A 15,488-nucleotide genomic window follows, 5' to 3' on the forward strand; every position below is an offset into this window, starting at 1 on the left:
TCCTTCATATGCTTCGTCCGCTACGGAGGTCAACGAAGCCGGACCGCCGATCGTCCCGCCCCGTCCGCTCCGTCTCACCGCTGCCGGCCTAGCGCCTACGCAGCCTCAGCCCGATCAAACCCAGACCCAGGCCGATCATTCCCAGCCCGGCGCCCAGCGGGAGCAGCCGCAGGGACGGATCGTCCCAGTGCAGCGGCGGCACGGCCGGCACCACCGGCCCGGCGGCCAGCGCCCCGCCCGCGGCCTCCGGCGGCGTCCCCGGGTCGGCCGTCCCCGCCCCGTCCGGCAGCGCCTCGTCCTCCGCCGGGTCCGCGGCCGGGCCGCTCCGGCCGGGCGGTGCCGCCTCCGGCGCGGGCGCCGCCTGCCGTCCGGCGCCGCTCCCGCCCGGTCGGGCCGGCGGCGCCGGACGGACCGGGGAGGCCGCCACGGTCGCCGTTCCGCTTGCCTCCGCCGTCCCGCCGTCCGAGGGCTCCGGCGACGGCGGGAGCGGCGGCACCACCGCCTGCTGGTGCCGCCCGTACCCGGGCACGGGCGGGGAGGAGGGGGAGGGGGCGGGGGCCGGCTCGGGCTGCTCCGCGGGGCCGGGGGACGCTGCGGGCGTGGGCGCGGCGGACGGTGCGGTGGACGAGGGGGCGGACGGCGCGGCGGACGAGGGGGCCGGGGCGGCCGGGGACGGCTCCGCCGACTCGACCGGCGCGGCGGGCTCGGCCGGTCCGGCCGGTTCCACCGGGGCGGCCGGAGCCGCGGGGGCGACCGGCGCGGCCGGGACGGTGGCGGTGCGGGTGGAGGCGGCGGTCGGGGCGGCCGTCCCGGGGACGGGGGCCGGAGCGGGCGGCCCGGATATCGCGCCGCCCGGCGCCGGGCTCACCGGTGGCGCCGCGGCCCCGGCCACGAGCCCGGCCACCTGCTCGCGCACCGCGTCCAGCTGCGCCCGGGCCTGTTCCCGGGCCGCGTCCAGCTGGGCCTGCGCCTGCTGCCGCGGCCCGGCCGCCGGGTCGGCGGCCAGGGCCGGAGCGGCCAGCAGCAGCGGGAGCGCCACCCCGGTCAGCGCCGCCCAGCGGCGCAGCGCGGGCGGGCAGGCGGTGGCACGGGCCGGGACGGCGGGGGCGGGGCGGCGGCGAGCGAGCATGGAAAGCAGGTCCTCCCGACGGCCGCCCGCAGCGGGGTGCGGGCGGAGGCGGAACAGCTTGTGACCAGACTCACACACTCGGACAATCCGGGCATGTCGACCGTCAGTCGGTGGCTCCCGGCACCTCCAGGACCACCTTGCCGACCTGGGCGCCGGACTCGACCACCCGGTGGGCCTCGGCGGCCTCGGTGATCGGCAGGACCCGGTCGACCACCGGGCGGACCGCGCCCGCCTCGACCAGCGGCCAGACGTGCTCGCGGACGGCGGCGACGATGGCGGCCTTCTCGCCGAGCGGGCGGCCGCGCAGGTTGGTGGCGACCAGGGCGGCCCGCTTGGCCAGCAGGGCGGAGAGGTTGACCTCGGCCTTGGCGCCGCCCTGCAGCCCGATCACCACCAGGCGGCCGTTGACCGCCAGGGCGTCGATGTTCCGCTCCAGGTACTTGGCGCCGATGATGTCGAGGATCACGTCGGCCCCGCCGAGCGCGGTCAGCTCCGCGGTGAAGTCCTGCCGGTGGTAGTCGATCAGCAGGTCGGCGCCGAGCTCGGCGCAGCGGGCCAGCTTCTCCGGGCTGCCCGCGGTGACCGCGACCCGGGCGCCGACCGCCTTGGCCAGCTGGATCGCCATGGTGCCGATGCCGCTGGCGCCGCCGTGCAGCAGGACGGTCTCGCCGGGGCGCAGGTGGGCGACCTGGAACACGTTGGACCACACCGTGCAGGCCACCTCGGGCAGCGCCGCCGCCTGCTGCGGCGTCAACCCCTTGGGTACGGGCAGCAGTTGACCCGAGGGGACGGCCACCCGCTGGGCGTAGCCGCCGCCCGCGAGCAGGGCGCACACCTCGTCGCCGACCGCCCAACCGGCCACCCCGGGGCCGACCTCGACGATCCGGCCCGCGCACTCCAGGCCGGGGTAGGGGGAACTGCCGGGCGGCGGATCGTAGAAGCCCTGGCGCTGCAGCAGGTCGGCGCGGTTGACCGCGGTGGCGGCGACCTCGACCAGCACTTCGCCGGCCGCCGGGACGGGATCGGGTACCTCGGCCCAGACCAGCCGCTCGGGGCCGCCGGGCTCGGGAATCGTGATGGCTCGCATGGCCGCCACGCTACGCCTCCCGCTCCCGCGCACCCCGCCCCCCTCGCCGTCAACGGACAGTCCGTCAGGGCCTCGGGGGCGGACCGGACAGGGTGGCGACACTCCGGCCCCGCCGTCACCCCGGGGCGGCCCGACCCCCCATCCTTGTCCCTGTGCCGAAAACCATCCCGCCCCAGGACCCGGGTGCCCGACCGTCCTTCCTGACGCGCAGTCTCTTCCGGGACGCGGGCACCGACACCAACGACCCCACCCGACGGATCGCCCTCCCGTCCCGGCCGGGCCGGCCGCCGACGCTCCAGGTCGCCCGCCGGCTGCTGCTGGCGCTGGGCGTGCTGGTGGCCACCACGCTGATCGTGTACGCGGACCACGTGGGCTACAACGACAACGCGGACACCTCGGTCAGCCTGCTCGACTCGGCGTACTACGCCACCGTCACCCTCTCCACCACCGGGTACGGCGACATCACCCCGGTGAGCGACGGCGCGCGGCTGGTGAACATCCTCGTGATCACGCCGCTGCGCGTGGTCTTCCTGATCATCCTGGTCGGCACGACTCTCGAAGTGCTCACCGAACGCACCCGCCTGCAGTGGCGGATCGAACGCTGGAGGCACACCGTGCGGGACCACACCGTCGTCATCGGCTACGGCACCAAGGGCCGCAGCGCCGTGGACACCCTGCTGGGGCAGGGCGTCCCGAAGGAGTCCATCGTGGTGGTCGACCCGCAGGCCAAGGCCGTCGAGCAGGCCACCCACGACGGGCTGGTCGGCGTGCTCGGCGACGCCACCCGGGCCGCCACCCTGATCCGGGCCGAACTGCCGCGCGCCGCCCAGGTGGTGGTCGCCCCCGAGCGCGACGACACCGCCGCCCTGATCACCCTGACCGCCCGCCAGCTGAACAAGGGCGCCACCGTGGTCGCCGCCGTCCGCGAGGACGAGAACGCCCCGCTGCTGCGGCAGAGCGGCGCGGACGTGGTGGTCACCTCCTCCAGCTCGGCGGGCCGACTGCTGGGCATGTCGATGCTCAGCCCCAACGCGGGCGCGGTGATGGAGGACCTGCTGACCTACGGCAACGGCCTGGACGTCACCGAGCGCCCGGTCACCAAGGCCGAGGCCGGACGCAGCCCGCGCGAGCTGGACGACCTGGTGGTGGCGGTGGTCCGCGGCCGCCGGGTGCTCAACTACACCGAGCCGGAGGCCGCGGTGCTCCAGCTCACCGACCGCCTGATCGTCATCAAGCAGGGCACCCCGGTCACCCACTGACCCGGGACGTGGGGGGGGGGGGGGGGGGGGGGGGGGGGGGGCCCGCCCCCCCCCCCCCCCCCCCCCCCCCCCACGTCCGCCCGTCCGCCCGCCCGCCCGCCCGACGGATTCCGGGGCTCAGGCCGCGGGCAGCGCCAGCACCTCCGCGCACTCCCCCGCCGCCAGGCCGCCGGGCGGGACGACCGCCAGCGCCTCGGCCCGGGCCAGACCGCGCAGCATCGCCGGCCCGTCGTGCGGCAGCGGGGCCAGCCCGGCGGCGGTCCGGCGCACCGGGTGCAGCCGGGTGTCGACGGGGTGCCCGGGCAGCGCGGCGGCCAGCGGCTCGACCGGACCGGCGACCGGCCCGGCCCGGCCGGACAGCGCGTGCAGCAGCGGCAGGGCCAGCGTGACGGTGCCCGCCACCGCGGCCAGCGGGTTGCCGGGCAGCCCCACCAGGTGACGGCCGCCGGGCAGCGCCGCCAGCAGCATCGGGTGCCCGGGCCGCACCGCCACCCCGTCCACCAGCGGGTGCCCGCCGGTGGCCTCCAGCGCGGCGTGCAGGAAGTCCACCGGCCCGGCGGCGGTGCCGCCGGTGGTGAGCACCAGGTCCGCGGGCGAGTGCCGGATCGCGTCCCGCAGCAGCCCGAAGTCGTCCCGGACGTGGCGGCTGCCGAGCAGTTCGGCCCCCGCCCCGGCCAGCCAGGGCGGCAGCAGCGGACCGAGCGCGTCCCGCACCCGGCCCGGACCGGGCAGCCCCACCATCAGCAACTCGTCGCCCAGCACCAGCAGTTCGACGGTCGGACGGCGGTGCACGGCCAGCCGGTCGTGCCCGGCCGCCGCGGCCAGCCCGAGCACCGCCGGGGTCACCGGCAGCCCCGCGGGCAGCAGTTCCTCGCCCCGGCCGCACTCCTGCCCGCGCGGCCGGACGTCCTGCCCGGGCACCACCTCACCACGCAACTGGGCCGCGCCGTCCGGACGTTCGGTGAGCGCGCCGTGCTCGCGCCGGAGCACCCCGGTGGCGCCCGGCGGCAACTGGGCACCGGTGGCGATCTCCACCGCCGCGCCGTCCGCCAGCGGCGCGCACGGCTGCCCCGCCAGCACCCGGCCGGACAGCCGCCACGGCCCCGGACCGGCCACCGCCCAGCCGTCCATCGCCGAGGTGTCGAAGGCCGGCAGGTCGGTGAGTGCCGCCAGCGGCTCGGCCAGCGTCCGCCCCGCCGCCGCGGCCAGTTCCACCCGCTCCACCGGCAGCGGCCGGGCCGCCGCCGCCCGCGCCGCGTCCCGGGCCGCCCGCCACGGGCACCCGCGCAGGGTGGCCGCCGCCGAGGTCACCCGGACGTCACCGGCCGGGTCCACCGTCCCCATCCCCGCCGGCCCACTCATCGTCCGTCCGCGCCGTCGGCCGCCGGGGCGTCGGCGTCGTCAGCGGCAGCGGCAGCGGCAGCGGCAGCGGCCCAGCGCTCGGCCAGCGCCACCGCCTTCGCGTTCGCCTCGGCCACCGCCGCCGCGCCGCCACCGGCCCCGGCCGCCGCGTAGCCGACCAGGAACGCGGTGAGCGGCGCCGCCGGCCGCTCGACCCCGTGCGCGACCACCCGGGTCATGTCCAACAGCCCGCGCACGTCCACCGCCAGGTCCACGCCCAGCTCGGCAGCGGCCGCGGCCATCCACTCGTCCAATGTGCGCTCCATGACGCCCATGCTGCCCGATCCGGGCACCCGCCGACCGCTTCCCCGGTGAGCGCCACACGTCGTTTCGCTCACCCCCCGCCCCCACCCGCCGTGAGCACCCCGCCGAAGCCGCCCCCGCACCCCGCCCGGCCACGGCCCGCAGGCGGCTCCGGCCGACCACCCTTCCCACGCCCGCCACCGGACCCGGACCTGCCGAAGCCCCCCACCGGGCCCGACTCCATTTCGCGCGCCGCCCGGCCCCGCGCCCCGAACGATCTCGAACCGCGCCGGGTCCGGCCAGCCGCCCGTCCCGCACCCGGCCCCACCGAAGCCCGCCAGCGGACCCGACTCCGCGCTTCTCCCACCGCCCGCCCCCACACCACGCCCGGCCACGGCCCGCAGGCGGCTCCGGCCGACCACCCTTCCCACACCCGCCACCGGGCCCGAACCCGCCGAAGCCCGCCCGGCCCCGGGCCGCAGGCGGCTCCGGCCGGGTGCCGCAGGGTCGAGGAGGCCGTCGCCGGACCTGCCTGGCGTGCGCAGACTCCGTCCCCCTCCTCCTCAGGACTCCCCGGCCTCCCGCCCCGCCCGGTCGCGGGCCGCGGCCAGCTCCGGCCAGGTGTCGCAGTCGAAGGAGGCGTGCGCCGGGTCGGGCAGGCGGGTCAGGCGGAGCGGGGCGAGCAGGTGGCGGAGCGGGCGGCCGGACGGGTCGCCGAGGGCGGTGAGCGCCGCGCGCAGGGCGGTGGTGCGGTAGGCGGCGGCCAGCGGCTGGTCGCGGCCGTCGGCGTCGACCAGCAGGGCGCCGTCCGGGCCGCCGTCCCCGTCGAGCGCGGCCAGCAGCCGCCCCACCGTCGGCCGGTCCAGGAACGGCAGGTCGGCGGCGAGCAGCAGGACCCGGGGCGCGGTCACCGCGGGCAGCGCGGCGGCCACCGCCGCCAGCGGGCCGCCGCCCGGCGGCTCCTCGCGCAGCCAGCGCACCCCGGCCCGCTCGGTGGGCCGCTCGGGGCCGACCACCAGGACCTCGCGGGCGTCCGCGCAGGCCGCCAGCACCCGGTCCAGCAGCGGGCGTCCGCCGACCGTCAGGGCGGGTTTGTCGATCCCGCCGAGCCGTCGCCCCGCCCCGCCGGCCGCCACCACCGCGTCGTACCCGTTCCGCGTCACCCCCGCAGTATCACTCCCCGGCCGCCGCTCCCCCGGGGCCGCTCCCCCGGCACCGCCCCCTCGGGGTCACTGATCGTCGCCGTCGACGATCTCCGCGTCCACGATCCCGTTGTCCTCGTGCGGGACCTCCCGCCGCGCGACGTTCGCGGCCGCGCCGTGCTCCAGGATGGCCGGCAGGGTCAGGCCGCCGTAGCGCTCGTTCACCGCGGCGGCCAGCGCCTCCGCGTCCTCGGGGTGGTCGTGCAGGGCCTCGTCGAAGTCGCGCAGGTAGCCGGCGGTGAAGGCGAGCACCCGGTGCGCGGCGTCGTCCATGCCGGGGGCGCGGTGCCCGGCGATCACCCGGTCCACGCCGAGGTCGGCGATCCGGACCAGGTTGTGCGACCACTGGTCGCGGGCGTCCGGGTCGGTGTCGGCCGTCCAGACGTGGGTGCCGTTGTAGGCGAAGTCGCCCGCGACCACGGTGCGGATGCTCGGCAGGTGGGTGATGGTGGAGCCCGCGCTGTCGCCCTGGCCCAGCTGCAGGACCCGGATCAGCTGGCCGTCGATCATCAGCGGGCGCGGCAGCAGCGGCGCGGGCAGCAGCGGCTGGTCCGGGACGTCGTCGCCGTACACCGGCTTCCACTGCGCGACCTTCGCCGCCGCGGTCCGCCCGATGCCCTCCACCACCGAGGGCGCGGCCAGCAGCTGCGCGGCCGGGAACAGCCGCAGCACCTCCTCCGCGCCGAAGTAGTGGTCGGGGTGCTGGTGGCTGACCACGATCGCCAGCAGCTCGCGCCCCTTGCCGGCGATCCACTCGGCCAGCTCGCGCCCGGCGCTGCGGGTCAACTGGGCGTCGACCAGGATCGCCGTGCGCTCGCCCATGATCAAGCTGGAGGTGGCGAAGAACGCGCTCTCCGGGCCGGTGAAGACCTCGACCTCCAACGGGCGGACGGCCGGTGCGGCGTCCGCCCGGTGGCCGGGGGCGCTCTCGTCGGACGGTGACGCGGTCACGGCTGCTCCCCTGGTCGGTGCGGCGGCGGGCGCGGGCCGGCCCGTCCCGTCCAGCCTGGCCGGAAGGCCCCCGCGCCGCCGGGTGGGCGCGCCCAGGAGGGTGATCACCGCAACCCCCCGGGCCACCGCGGGCGTCGACTATTGTCGTTGGTCCCCGGCCACCGGGCACCTCGCGCACACACCATTCCGGGAGCACTGATGGACCGGCTCGACAACACCGTCCGCGACTACGCCTGGGGTTCGACCACCGCCGTCCCCGAGCTGCTCGGACGGCCCGCCACCGGTGCGCCCCAGGCCGAGCTGTGGATGGGCGCCCACCCCGGCGCGCCGTCCCTGGTCGACCGCGGCGACGGCCCCGTCCCGCTGGACCGGCTGATCGCCGCCGACCCGGTCGGCGAACTGGGCGCCGCCTCCGTCGAGCGGTTCGGGCCGACGCTGCCGTTCCTGTTCAAGGTGCTCGCCGCCGCCCTGCCGCTCTCCATCCAGGCCCACCCGACCAGGGCGCAGGCCCGGGCCGGGTACGCCGAGGAGGAGGCCCGCGGCATCCCGCTGGACGCCCCGGAGCGCAACTACAAGGACGACAACCACAAGCCCGAACTGATCTGCGCGCTCGGCGAGTTCGAGGGACTCTGCGGCTTCCGCACCCCCGCCGACGCGGCCGCCCTGATGGCCTCGCTCGACGTCCCCGGGCTGGCCCCGCTGATCGACCTGCTGCGCACCGAGCCCGAACCGGAGGCGCTCGCCGGGGCACTCGCCGGGGCGCTCGGCCTGACCGGCGCGGCCGGCCGGGAGACCGTGGCCGCCGTCGCCCGCGCGGTCACCGCCGCCGCCCCCACCGACCCGACCGGCGAGCTGGCCGGGTACGCCTTCGCCGCCGCCGAGCACCCCGGCGACCCCGGGCTGGTCGCCGCCCTGCTGCTCAACCACGTCCGGCTCCAGCCCGGCGAGGCGCTCTACCTCGGTGCCGGGCTGCCGCACGCCTACCTGCGCGGCACCGGCGTCGAGATCATGTCCAACTCCGACAACGTGCTGCGCTGCGGCTTCACCCCCAAGCACGTGGACGTCCCCGAACTGCTCGAGGTGGTCGACTTCCGCGGCGGCCGCCCGGAGATCCTGCGCCCCGCGCCCGGCCCGGACGGCGAACGGCACTACCCGGTGCCGATCGACGAGTTCCGGCTCTCCCGCTACGAACTCACCGACCGCCCCGCCACCCTGCCCGGCGACGCCCCGCAGATCCTGCTCTGCACCGCCGGAACGGCCGAACTCTCCTCGGGAGGACGGACGTTGACGCTCCACCGGGGCGAGTCCGCGTTCCTGCCGGCCGACGGCACCGCGACGCTGCTCACCGGCCCCGGCGCGACCGTCTTCCGCAGCACCGTCACGCTCGACTAGCGGCCCCGGCCGGGATCGGGCCCGGGAGCAGCACCGGACCGGACCGGCTCAGACCGGCTCAGACCGGGAAACGCCCCTGGTACGCCAGCCGCGCCCCGGCGTCCGCGCCGATCGCGGTGAGCAGCTCGTCCAGGGCCAGGAACCACGTCCAGCGCTCCCCGCCGCCCGCCCGCGCCAGGGTGTCGACCAGCAGGTCCTCCAGCTCCGGGACCCGCTTGTCCTTCCACACCTTGTCGGCCACGCAGACCAGCAGGTCCTCGGCCGTGGAGGACGGGCCCCAGTCGGCGTGCCCGGCCGCGAACCGGGCCAGCTCCGGGGCCACCCCCGCCGCCAGCAGCAGCTCCCGCCCGGCCGGTTCGTGCGCCGAGCCCGGGCCGGACAGCTCCGAGCGGTGCACCGCCTTCCCGATGTCGTGGGTGGCCGCCCCGAACAGCACCGCCTCCCGGTCCACCGCCAGCTCCGGGCAGCGCTCCGCCGCCCAGTCCGCCAGCCGCGCCGCCACGTCGTGCACCAGCCGCAGGTGCGCCACCAGCCGCGGCGGCGCCCCCGCCCCGGCCAGCAGCTCGGCCGCCCGGTCCGGCAGCGGCAGCAGTTCCAGGTCATCGTCCATGGCGGGCGACCCTACCCGACCCCGTTTAATCCCTTGACCGTGGACGGGCGAGCGGGCTGCACTGGCCCGGACAGGCGACGGCGACCGCGGAAGGCGGCGGCATTGATCGACATCCGGCCCACCACCGAGCAGGACCTCGACCTCTTCGTCGAGACCATGCACGCCGCGTTCGGGATGTTCGTCGACCCGCCCGGCGCGGACGGCGGCGGCGTCTGGTGGTCGGCGTTCGAACCGGAGCGCGGCCTGCTCGCCCACGACGCGGACGGCCGGCCGATCGGCACCGCCGGGGCGTACACCTTCGAACTCACCCTCCCCGGCGGGCGGATCGTCCCGGTCTCCGGGGTGACGGCCGTCGGCGTGCTGCCCTCGCACCGGCGGCGGGGCGTGCTCACCGCGATGATGCGCCACCAGCTCACCGAACTGCGCGGACGCGGCGAGGTGCTGGCCGTGCTGCTCGCCTCCGAATCGCTGATCTACCGCCGCTTCGGCTACGGGCCCGCCACCTACACCCAGCGCTACACCGTGCCCCGGCAGCGCGCCGCCCTCGCCCCCGCCCGGGCCGGGGCCGCCGAGGCCGGGACGGTCGAACTGCTGCACCGCGACAGGGCGGTGCCGCTGCTGGAGCAGGTCTACGACGACTACCGGCGGCTGCGCCCCGGCTCGGTCTCCCGCCCGCACCGCTGGTGGGAGCGCGGCGCGGGCCAGCCCCCGGTCGCCCCCAAGCCCCGCTACGTCGCCCTGCACCGGGACGCCGCCGGCCGGCCCGACGGGTACGCCAGCTACAGCGTCGAGGAGGGCCGCTCACTGGTGGCCGACGAGACCGTCGCCACCACCGACGCCGCGTACGCCGCGCTGGCCCGCTACCTGCTCGGCCACGACCTGGTCGAGCAGGTGGTGTTCAAGCACGTCCCGCCCGACCACCCGTTGCCCTGGCTGCTCGCCGACTACGGCGCCGGCCAGCCCGGCAAGCACACCGACTGGCTCTGGGCCCGGGTGCTGGACGTGCCCGGCGCGCTCACCGCCCGCGGCTGGAGCACCGACGGCACGCTCGTCCTCGACGTCGACGACCCGTTCCTCGGCGAGCACCACCGCCACCTGCTGACCGTCCGCGACGGCGAGGCCACCTGCGTCCCCACCGACCGCGCCCCCGACCTCTCGCTCGACATCAGCGACCTCGGCTCGATCCTGCTCGGCGGCACCACCCCCAGCACCCTCGCCCGGGCCGGCCACCTCCGCCCCCACCACCCCGAAGCCGCCGCCCGCGCCGACGCCCTGTTCCGCGCCGACCGCGCACCGCACTGCCTGCACTGGTTCTGAGACGCGGCGGAGCCCCCGCGGACGAGGTCCGCGGGGGCTCCTGGCCGATCGGGGATCAGTTCTTGCTGTAGAAGCCAAACATGTCGACGATCAGGTCGGTCTGCGAGTAGGCGACGTTCCAGAAGTCGACCAGCCCGGTGCTGCCGACGCTCGCCTGCACCAGGTTCGGGACGGTCTGCCCGGCCTTCCAGTTCAGGGACGAGGAGTTCGGCACCGACGGCCAACTGAAGTAACCGCCCTCGTAGGCCGCGATGGTGTTCGGGTCCTGCGCGACCGACAGGTGGCCGTCGCCGCGGGTGTTGGTGACGGTCGCGTTCAGCGCCCAGCCGGTGATGTTCGGGTCCCAGGAACCGAGGTCGAGCGGCATGTAGTCGTAGCCGTAGCTGGCGTTGTACGGGTAGAGCGGGCTCGACTGGCGGGTGTCCAGCAGGCGGTCGGGGTCCACCGGGACGTACGCGCTCTGGCTGTTCGGCGTGTAGTAGCCGACCACGTCCACGATCACGTCCGACGCCTTCCAGGCACCGTTCTGGACCTGGATCCTGCCGTCCGGGCCGACCGGCACGATCACCGAGTTGGCCACGGTCTGGCCGGCGGTGAAGTTGACGTTCGAGGCGGTGGGCAGGGACTGCCCGCTCGGGTACACCGTCAGGTGGCCGTCGCTGCCCGGGTTGGTGACGGTGACGTTCAGCGCCACGGCGGTGAACTTGTTGTCCGGCACCTGCGCGTTGGTCGGGATGGTCACCGGCACGGTGCCGTACGCGGCCACCTTGCCGCTGTTGCGGGTGTCCAGCAGGCGCTTCGGGTCGACCGGGGTGTAGCCGGAGGCCTGGCTCTGGGTGAAGTACCCGGTCACGTCGGCGATCAGGTCGACGCTGCCCCAGCCGCCGTTGTACAGGTCGACGTAGCCGTTGGCCCCGACCGGCGCGATCACCAGGTTCGGAACGGTCTGGCCCGGCAGGTAGTTGAGGTTCGACGTGGTCGGCCGGGCGTCGCCGTCCCCGTAGACCGTGACGTGGCCCTCGGTCCCCGGGTTGGTGACGGTGACGTTCAGCACCACCGCGGTGACCCCGGCCGGGATGGAGCCGTTGCCCGCGATCTTGATCTTCGCGGTGCCGTACGCCGGAACCTTGGCGCGCGGGGCGCCGGTGCCGTCCCGGGTGTCCAGCAGACGCGTCGGGCCGTACGCGGTGTACGAGTTGCCCGCGGTCGCGAGGCTGAGGTTGCCGCTGGCGGTGTTGCCGGAGCCGTCGGTCAGCGTGACGCTGATGGCGTAGGCGCCCAGCTGGTCGTAGACGTGCGTCTGGGTGACCTTGGCGGCCGAGTAGACCGCCACCGAGGTGCTCTTGCCGTCGCCCCAGTTGATGGTGGCGGTGAGCGGCCAGCTGTCGCTGGTGGCGGAGATGTCCAGGTCGATGCCGTGGGCGGACGACTGCACGGCGTGCAGCGAGGCGCCCAGCGAGTTGTTCGCGGCGGTCAGCGGACCGGCCTGCGACTGCGCGCCACGAGCCTGCGGCGCGGCGGACTTGCTACCCGAGACCGACCCGTCGAAGGTCTGGAAGTCGGGCTTCGGCGCCTGAGGCGCGGCGTGCACGCCGGCGGCCTTGGCGGAACGAGCGGGAGAGTCCGAGTCGGCAGCCACGGCCTGGCCCGGAACGAACGCGAGGCCGGCGGCAACAGCAGCGGCACCCGCGAGAAAACGGCGATAAGACACCGACACCCCGAAGAATAAAAGTGAAGATCCGATGAGAGGCTCGCTCAGCGTACAGATCCCACCCTGTTCGAACAATCTCCTTTTTTCCCGTTCCCGCACGGGCTTTGGCGGTATGCGGACAAAAAATTCGACGGCCTGTCAGGTCACATCGCGAGTCATGTCGACAAAGCGGGAATAGTGCCCCTGGAAAGCGACGGTAATGGTCGCAGTTGGGCCGTTTCGGTGCTTTGCCACGATCAGGTCGGCTTCGCCGGCCCGCGGCGACTCCTTCTCGTACGCGTCCTCGCGGTGCAGCAGGATCACCATGTCGGCGTCCTGCTCGATCGAGCCGGACTCGCGCAGGTCGGAGACCATCGGCTTCTTGTCGGTGCGCTGCTCGGGGCCGCGGTTCAGCTGGGAGAGCGCGATCACCGGGAGCTCCAGCTCCTTCGCCAGCAGCTTCAGGTTCCGGGACATGTCCGAGACCTCCTGCTGCCGGCTCTCCGCCCGCCGCGACCCGCCGGACTGCATCAGCTGCAGGTAGTCGATCACCACCAGCCGCAGGTCGTTGCGCTGCTTGAGCCGCCGGCACTTGGCCCGGATCTCCATCATCGACAGGTTCGGCGAGTCGTCGATGTACAGCGGCGCCGCACTCACCTCGGGCATCCGCCGGGCCACCCGCGTCCAGTCGTCGTCCGTCATGTTCCCCGACCGCATGTGGTGCAGCGCCACCCGCGCCTCCGCCGACAGCAGGCGCATGGCGATCTCGTTGCGGCCCATTTCGAGCGAGAAGATCACGCTCGGCAGGTTGTTGTGGATCGAACAGGCCCGCGCGAAGTCCAGCGCGAGCGTGGAGTTGTGGGTGGGCACCATCGACCGGGTGGCCAGGTACAGGTGGTCGGGGTTGTCGACCTCGACGCACCGCACGGGGACGCTGTCGACCTCGCGGACGTCGACGACGTAGCGCTGCCGGAGCCTCGGGGTGGCCGGCCGCCGGCGCTCGGCGTGGACCGCCCGCTTGCGGGCGAGCCCGAAGACCTCGCCGGTCGGGGTGAAGGTGACGGTCCAGACCGTCGAGGACTCCTCGGAACGGCTGGCGACCCGCTTGGCGGCCAGGCCGCAGCGGTGGCCGAGACCGACGACCAGGTCCCGGAAACCCTCGGCGAGTTCGCGGCTGGTCACGGCGAACTGCACCGAGCCGGTGGCGTTGACCGTCCCGTCGGTGTCCAGCAGCCCGGCCAGCAGGGCCCGCCGCTGGGCGACCGACCCGCGCAGGTAGGCGGCCGGGATGTGCTTGTGCCCGAGCACGCCCAGCTCGCGCAGGGCGGTCAGCAGGCTGCCGTACCGCCGACTGCAGGAGTGGCACCGGGGCTCGGAGAACGGCGAGGAGCACGGGGCGCCGCAGTCCGTGCAGGTGGTCGGCGGGACGGGCGCGGAGACGAGCCTGGCCCGGCCGCCGCAGGAGCGCCCGCAGGTACGGACGTGGGCGAGCTCGGAGGTGAAGACCGTGCCGCAGACGACGCAGGCCCGTTCGAAGGTCTCCGGCTCCGCCACGTCGTAGCGCAGCGCGTAGGTCGGGGTGTCGCCGACCCGGCGGGCCGCCAGTCCGTCGGCGGCGAGGCGCTCCAGGACCTCCGGGTCGGTGGTGGTGATCCGGGCGGCATCGGTGTGGCCGTCGCCCAGCCAGGCGCCGAGGGCGTAGGGCGGGACGGGGAGGTCCCGCTCGGGCAGATCGAGCGGGGCGGTGTTGCGCACGGAGTGGTTGGCGCGGCCGTCCGCGGAGGCGCAGCGCAAGGTGGCGGCGATCTCCTTGGTGGTGACGACCCGTCCGTTCCCGCCGGAGCGGCGCACCGCGCGGGTGTCGGTCAGCCACTGGTGGTCGGCGTCGGCGATCACGCTGGTGCCGTCGTCGAAGCACACCTCGAAGCAGGGCCGGTCGAGCATCACCTCGGTGGCGGCGACCACCCGGGTGGGCCGTCCGTCGGCGTCGAGCAGCAGGTCTCCGACGGCGACCTCGCCCATGGTGGTCCAGCCGTCCGGAGTGGGCAGCGGGGTGTCCAGGGCGAGCGCCTTGCCCATGGCCGGGCGGGCCGCGATGACGATCATCTGGCCGGGGTGGAGGCCGTTGGTGAGCTGGTCGAAGTCGGCGAATCCGGTGGGGACGCCGGACATCTGGCCGGAGCGGGAGCCGATGGCCTCGATCTCGTCGAGGGCGCCTTCCATGATGTCGGCGAGGGGGGCGTAGTCCTCGTTGGTGCGCTGTTCGGTGACGGCGTAGATCTCGGCCTGGGCGGCGTTGACGATGTCGTCGACGTCGCCCTCGGCGGCGTAGCCCATGCCGGCGATGCGGGTGCCGGCCTCGACCAGGCGGCGCAGGACGGCGCGTTCGTGGACGATCTCGGCGTAGTACTCGGCGTTGGCCGCGGTGGGGACGGAGTTGACCAGGGTGTGCAGGTAGGAGGGGCCGCCGACGCGGGTGAGCTCGCCGCGCTTGGTGAGTTCGCCGGCCACGGTGATCGGGTCGGCGGGCTCGCCGCGGGCGTAGAGGTCGAGGATCGCGCCGTGGATGAGTTCGTGGGCGGGGCGGTAGTAGTCGGCGGGCTTGAGCACCTCGACGACGTCCGCGATGGCGTCCTTGGAGAGGAGCATGCCGCCGAGCACGGACTGTTCGGCCGCCAGGTCCTGCGGGGGAACGCGTTCGAAGCCCTCGCCGCCGAAGCCGCCCTCGCGGTCGCCGTCCCGGTCGCGGCGCTCGCCCTTGGCCGGGAAGCGGTCGCCGCCCTTGCCGCCGTCCCGCCGCTGGAAGCCGCCGCCGGACCCGCCGGAGCCTCCGGACCCGCCGGACCCGCCCGAGCCGCCGGAGCCCTCGCGGCCGGCCGGGGCGCCGGAGCGGCGGGAGACCGGGAGGCGGTCGCCCGGGACGTCGGGGAAGGCGTCCAGCGGGAAGGCGTCGTCGGACGGCTGCCAGTCGTCCTCCGGCGGCGGGGCGTCGTGGTCTTCGTACTGGGGGCCGGTCACGCGTGTTCCCCGATCAGCGAGCGGTGCGAGTTGGTGCGGGCCTGTCCGGTGGGGCGCGTTCCTTCCTACGCCACCGAGCCGACAGTTCCGGCCGTGTGCGGGCGGTGTCGCGCGGCCACCGGGGTCTGGTCCGGAGCCACGGTACGGGGGGTCGGGCGGTTGTTCAAAGGCGGTTATCCACAGGGGGTG

General features: G+C 75.6%; 11 protein-coding genes and 1 pseudogene. 3 read left to right on the plus strand and 9 right to left on the minus strand.

Features of this window, described 5'->3' with window-relative positions:
- Positions 1 to 88: 88 nt before the first annotated feature.
- Complete coding sequence (locus ACIQVD_RS17140) at positions 89 to 1,129, minus strand: hypothetical protein (protein WP_402289895.1); 1,041 nt, start codon at positions 1,127 to 1,129, stop codon at positions 89 to 91.
- A 103-nt stretch (positions 1,130 to 1,232) separates the two neighbouring features.
- Positions 1,233 to 2,216, minus strand: coding sequence for an NAD(P)H-quinone oxidoreductase (locus ACIQVD_RS17145; RefSeq protein ID WP_400682834.1), 984 nt, complete (start codon positions 2,214 to 2,216; stop codon positions 1,233 to 1,235).
- Positions 2,217 to 2,416: 200 nt separating this feature from the next.
- Between ACIQVD_RS17145 and ACIQVD_RS17150 the strand changes: the two genes are divergently transcribed.
- Positions 2,417 to 3,475, plus strand: coding sequence for a potassium channel family protein (locus tag ACIQVD_RS17150; protein WP_400684132.1), 1,059 nt, complete (start codon positions 2,417 to 2,419; stop codon positions 3,473 to 3,475).
- 117 nt (positions 3,476 to 3,592) lie between these two features.
- Here ACIQVD_RS17150 and ACIQVD_RS17155 read toward each other — a convergent pair whose 3' ends face one another.
- From ACIQVD_RS17155 to ACIQVD_RS17170, 4 genes and pseudogenes are all read right to left on the minus strand, one after another.
- Positions 3,593 to 4,819, minus strand: coding sequence for a molybdopterin molybdotransferase MoeA (locus ACIQVD_RS17155; protein WP_402290079.1), 1,227 nt, complete (start codon positions 4,817 to 4,819; stop codon positions 3,593 to 3,595).
- A gap of 14 nt (positions 4,820 to 4,833) precedes the next feature.
- The gene (locus tag ACIQVD_RS17160) at positions 4,834 to 5,142 is read right to left on the minus strand and encodes a DUF6457 domain-containing protein (protein ID WP_402289898.1); all 309 of its coding nucleotides are present in this window, start codon (positions 5,140 to 5,142) and stop codon (positions 4,834 to 4,836) included.
- Between the two features lie 549 nt (positions 5,143 to 5,691).
- Positions 5,692 to 6,282 (minus strand): annotated as a pseudogene (locus tag ACIQVD_RS17165) (molybdenum cofactor guanylyltransferase); the annotation flags it as partial.
- Positions 6,283 to 6,348: 66 nt separating this feature from the next.
- Positions 6,349 to 7,272, minus strand: coding sequence for an MBL fold metallo-hydrolase (locus ACIQVD_RS17170; RefSeq protein ID WP_400682827.1), 924 nt, complete (start codon positions 7,270 to 7,272; stop codon positions 6,349 to 6,351).
- A 198-nt stretch (positions 7,273 to 7,470) separates the two neighbouring features.
- On the opposite strand from ACIQVD_RS17170, the gene manA reads away from it, so the two are divergent.
- Complete coding sequence (manA, locus tag ACIQVD_RS17175) at positions 7,471 to 8,664, plus strand: mannose-6-phosphate isomerase, class I (protein ID WP_400682825.1); 1,194 nt, start codon at positions 7,471 to 7,473, stop codon at positions 8,662 to 8,664.
- Positions 8,665 to 8,722: 58 nt separating this feature from the next.
- On the opposite strand, the gene ACIQVD_RS17180 is transcribed toward manA, so the two are convergent.
- The gene (locus ACIQVD_RS17180; RefSeq protein WP_402289902.1) at positions 8,723 to 9,274 is read right to left on the minus strand and encodes an HD domain-containing protein; all 552 of its coding nucleotides are present in this window, start codon (positions 9,272 to 9,274) and stop codon (positions 8,723 to 8,725) included.
- Between the two features lie 105 nt (positions 9,275 to 9,379).
- Here ACIQVD_RS17180 and ACIQVD_RS17185 point away from each other — a divergent pair, with 105 nt between their 5' ends.
- Positions 9,380 to 10,591 (plus strand): GNAT family N-acetyltransferase, encoded by a 1,212-nt coding sequence (locus tag ACIQVD_RS17185; RefSeq protein ID WP_402290082.1) that lies wholly within the window; start codon positions 9,380 to 9,382, stop codon positions 10,589 to 10,591.
- 55 nt (positions 10,592 to 10,646) lie between these two features.
- Here the strand turns inward: ACIQVD_RS17185 and ACIQVD_RS17190 are convergent, their stop codons facing one another.
- Together ACIQVD_RS17190 and dnaB are read right to left on the minus strand one after the other, a co-directional pair.
- The gene (locus ACIQVD_RS17190) at positions 10,647 to 12,182 is read right to left on the minus strand and encodes a hypothetical protein (RefSeq protein WP_400682822.1); all 1,536 of its coding nucleotides are present in this window, start codon (positions 12,180 to 12,182) and stop codon (positions 10,647 to 10,649) included.
- A gap of 258 nt (positions 12,183 to 12,440) precedes the next feature.
- Complete coding sequence (gene dnaB / locus ACIQVD_RS17195; RefSeq protein WP_402289905.1) at positions 12,441 to 15,299, minus strand: replicative DNA helicase; 2,859 nt, start codon at positions 15,297 to 15,299, stop codon at positions 12,441 to 12,443.
- Positions 15,300 to 15,488: the final 189 nt, after the last annotated feature.

Source organism: Kitasatospora sp. NPDC090308, from assembly GCF_044769485.1.
Taxonomy (GTDB): domain Bacteria; phylum Actinomycetota; class Actinomycetes; order Streptomycetales; family Streptomycetaceae; genus Kitasatospora; species Kitasatospora fiedleri.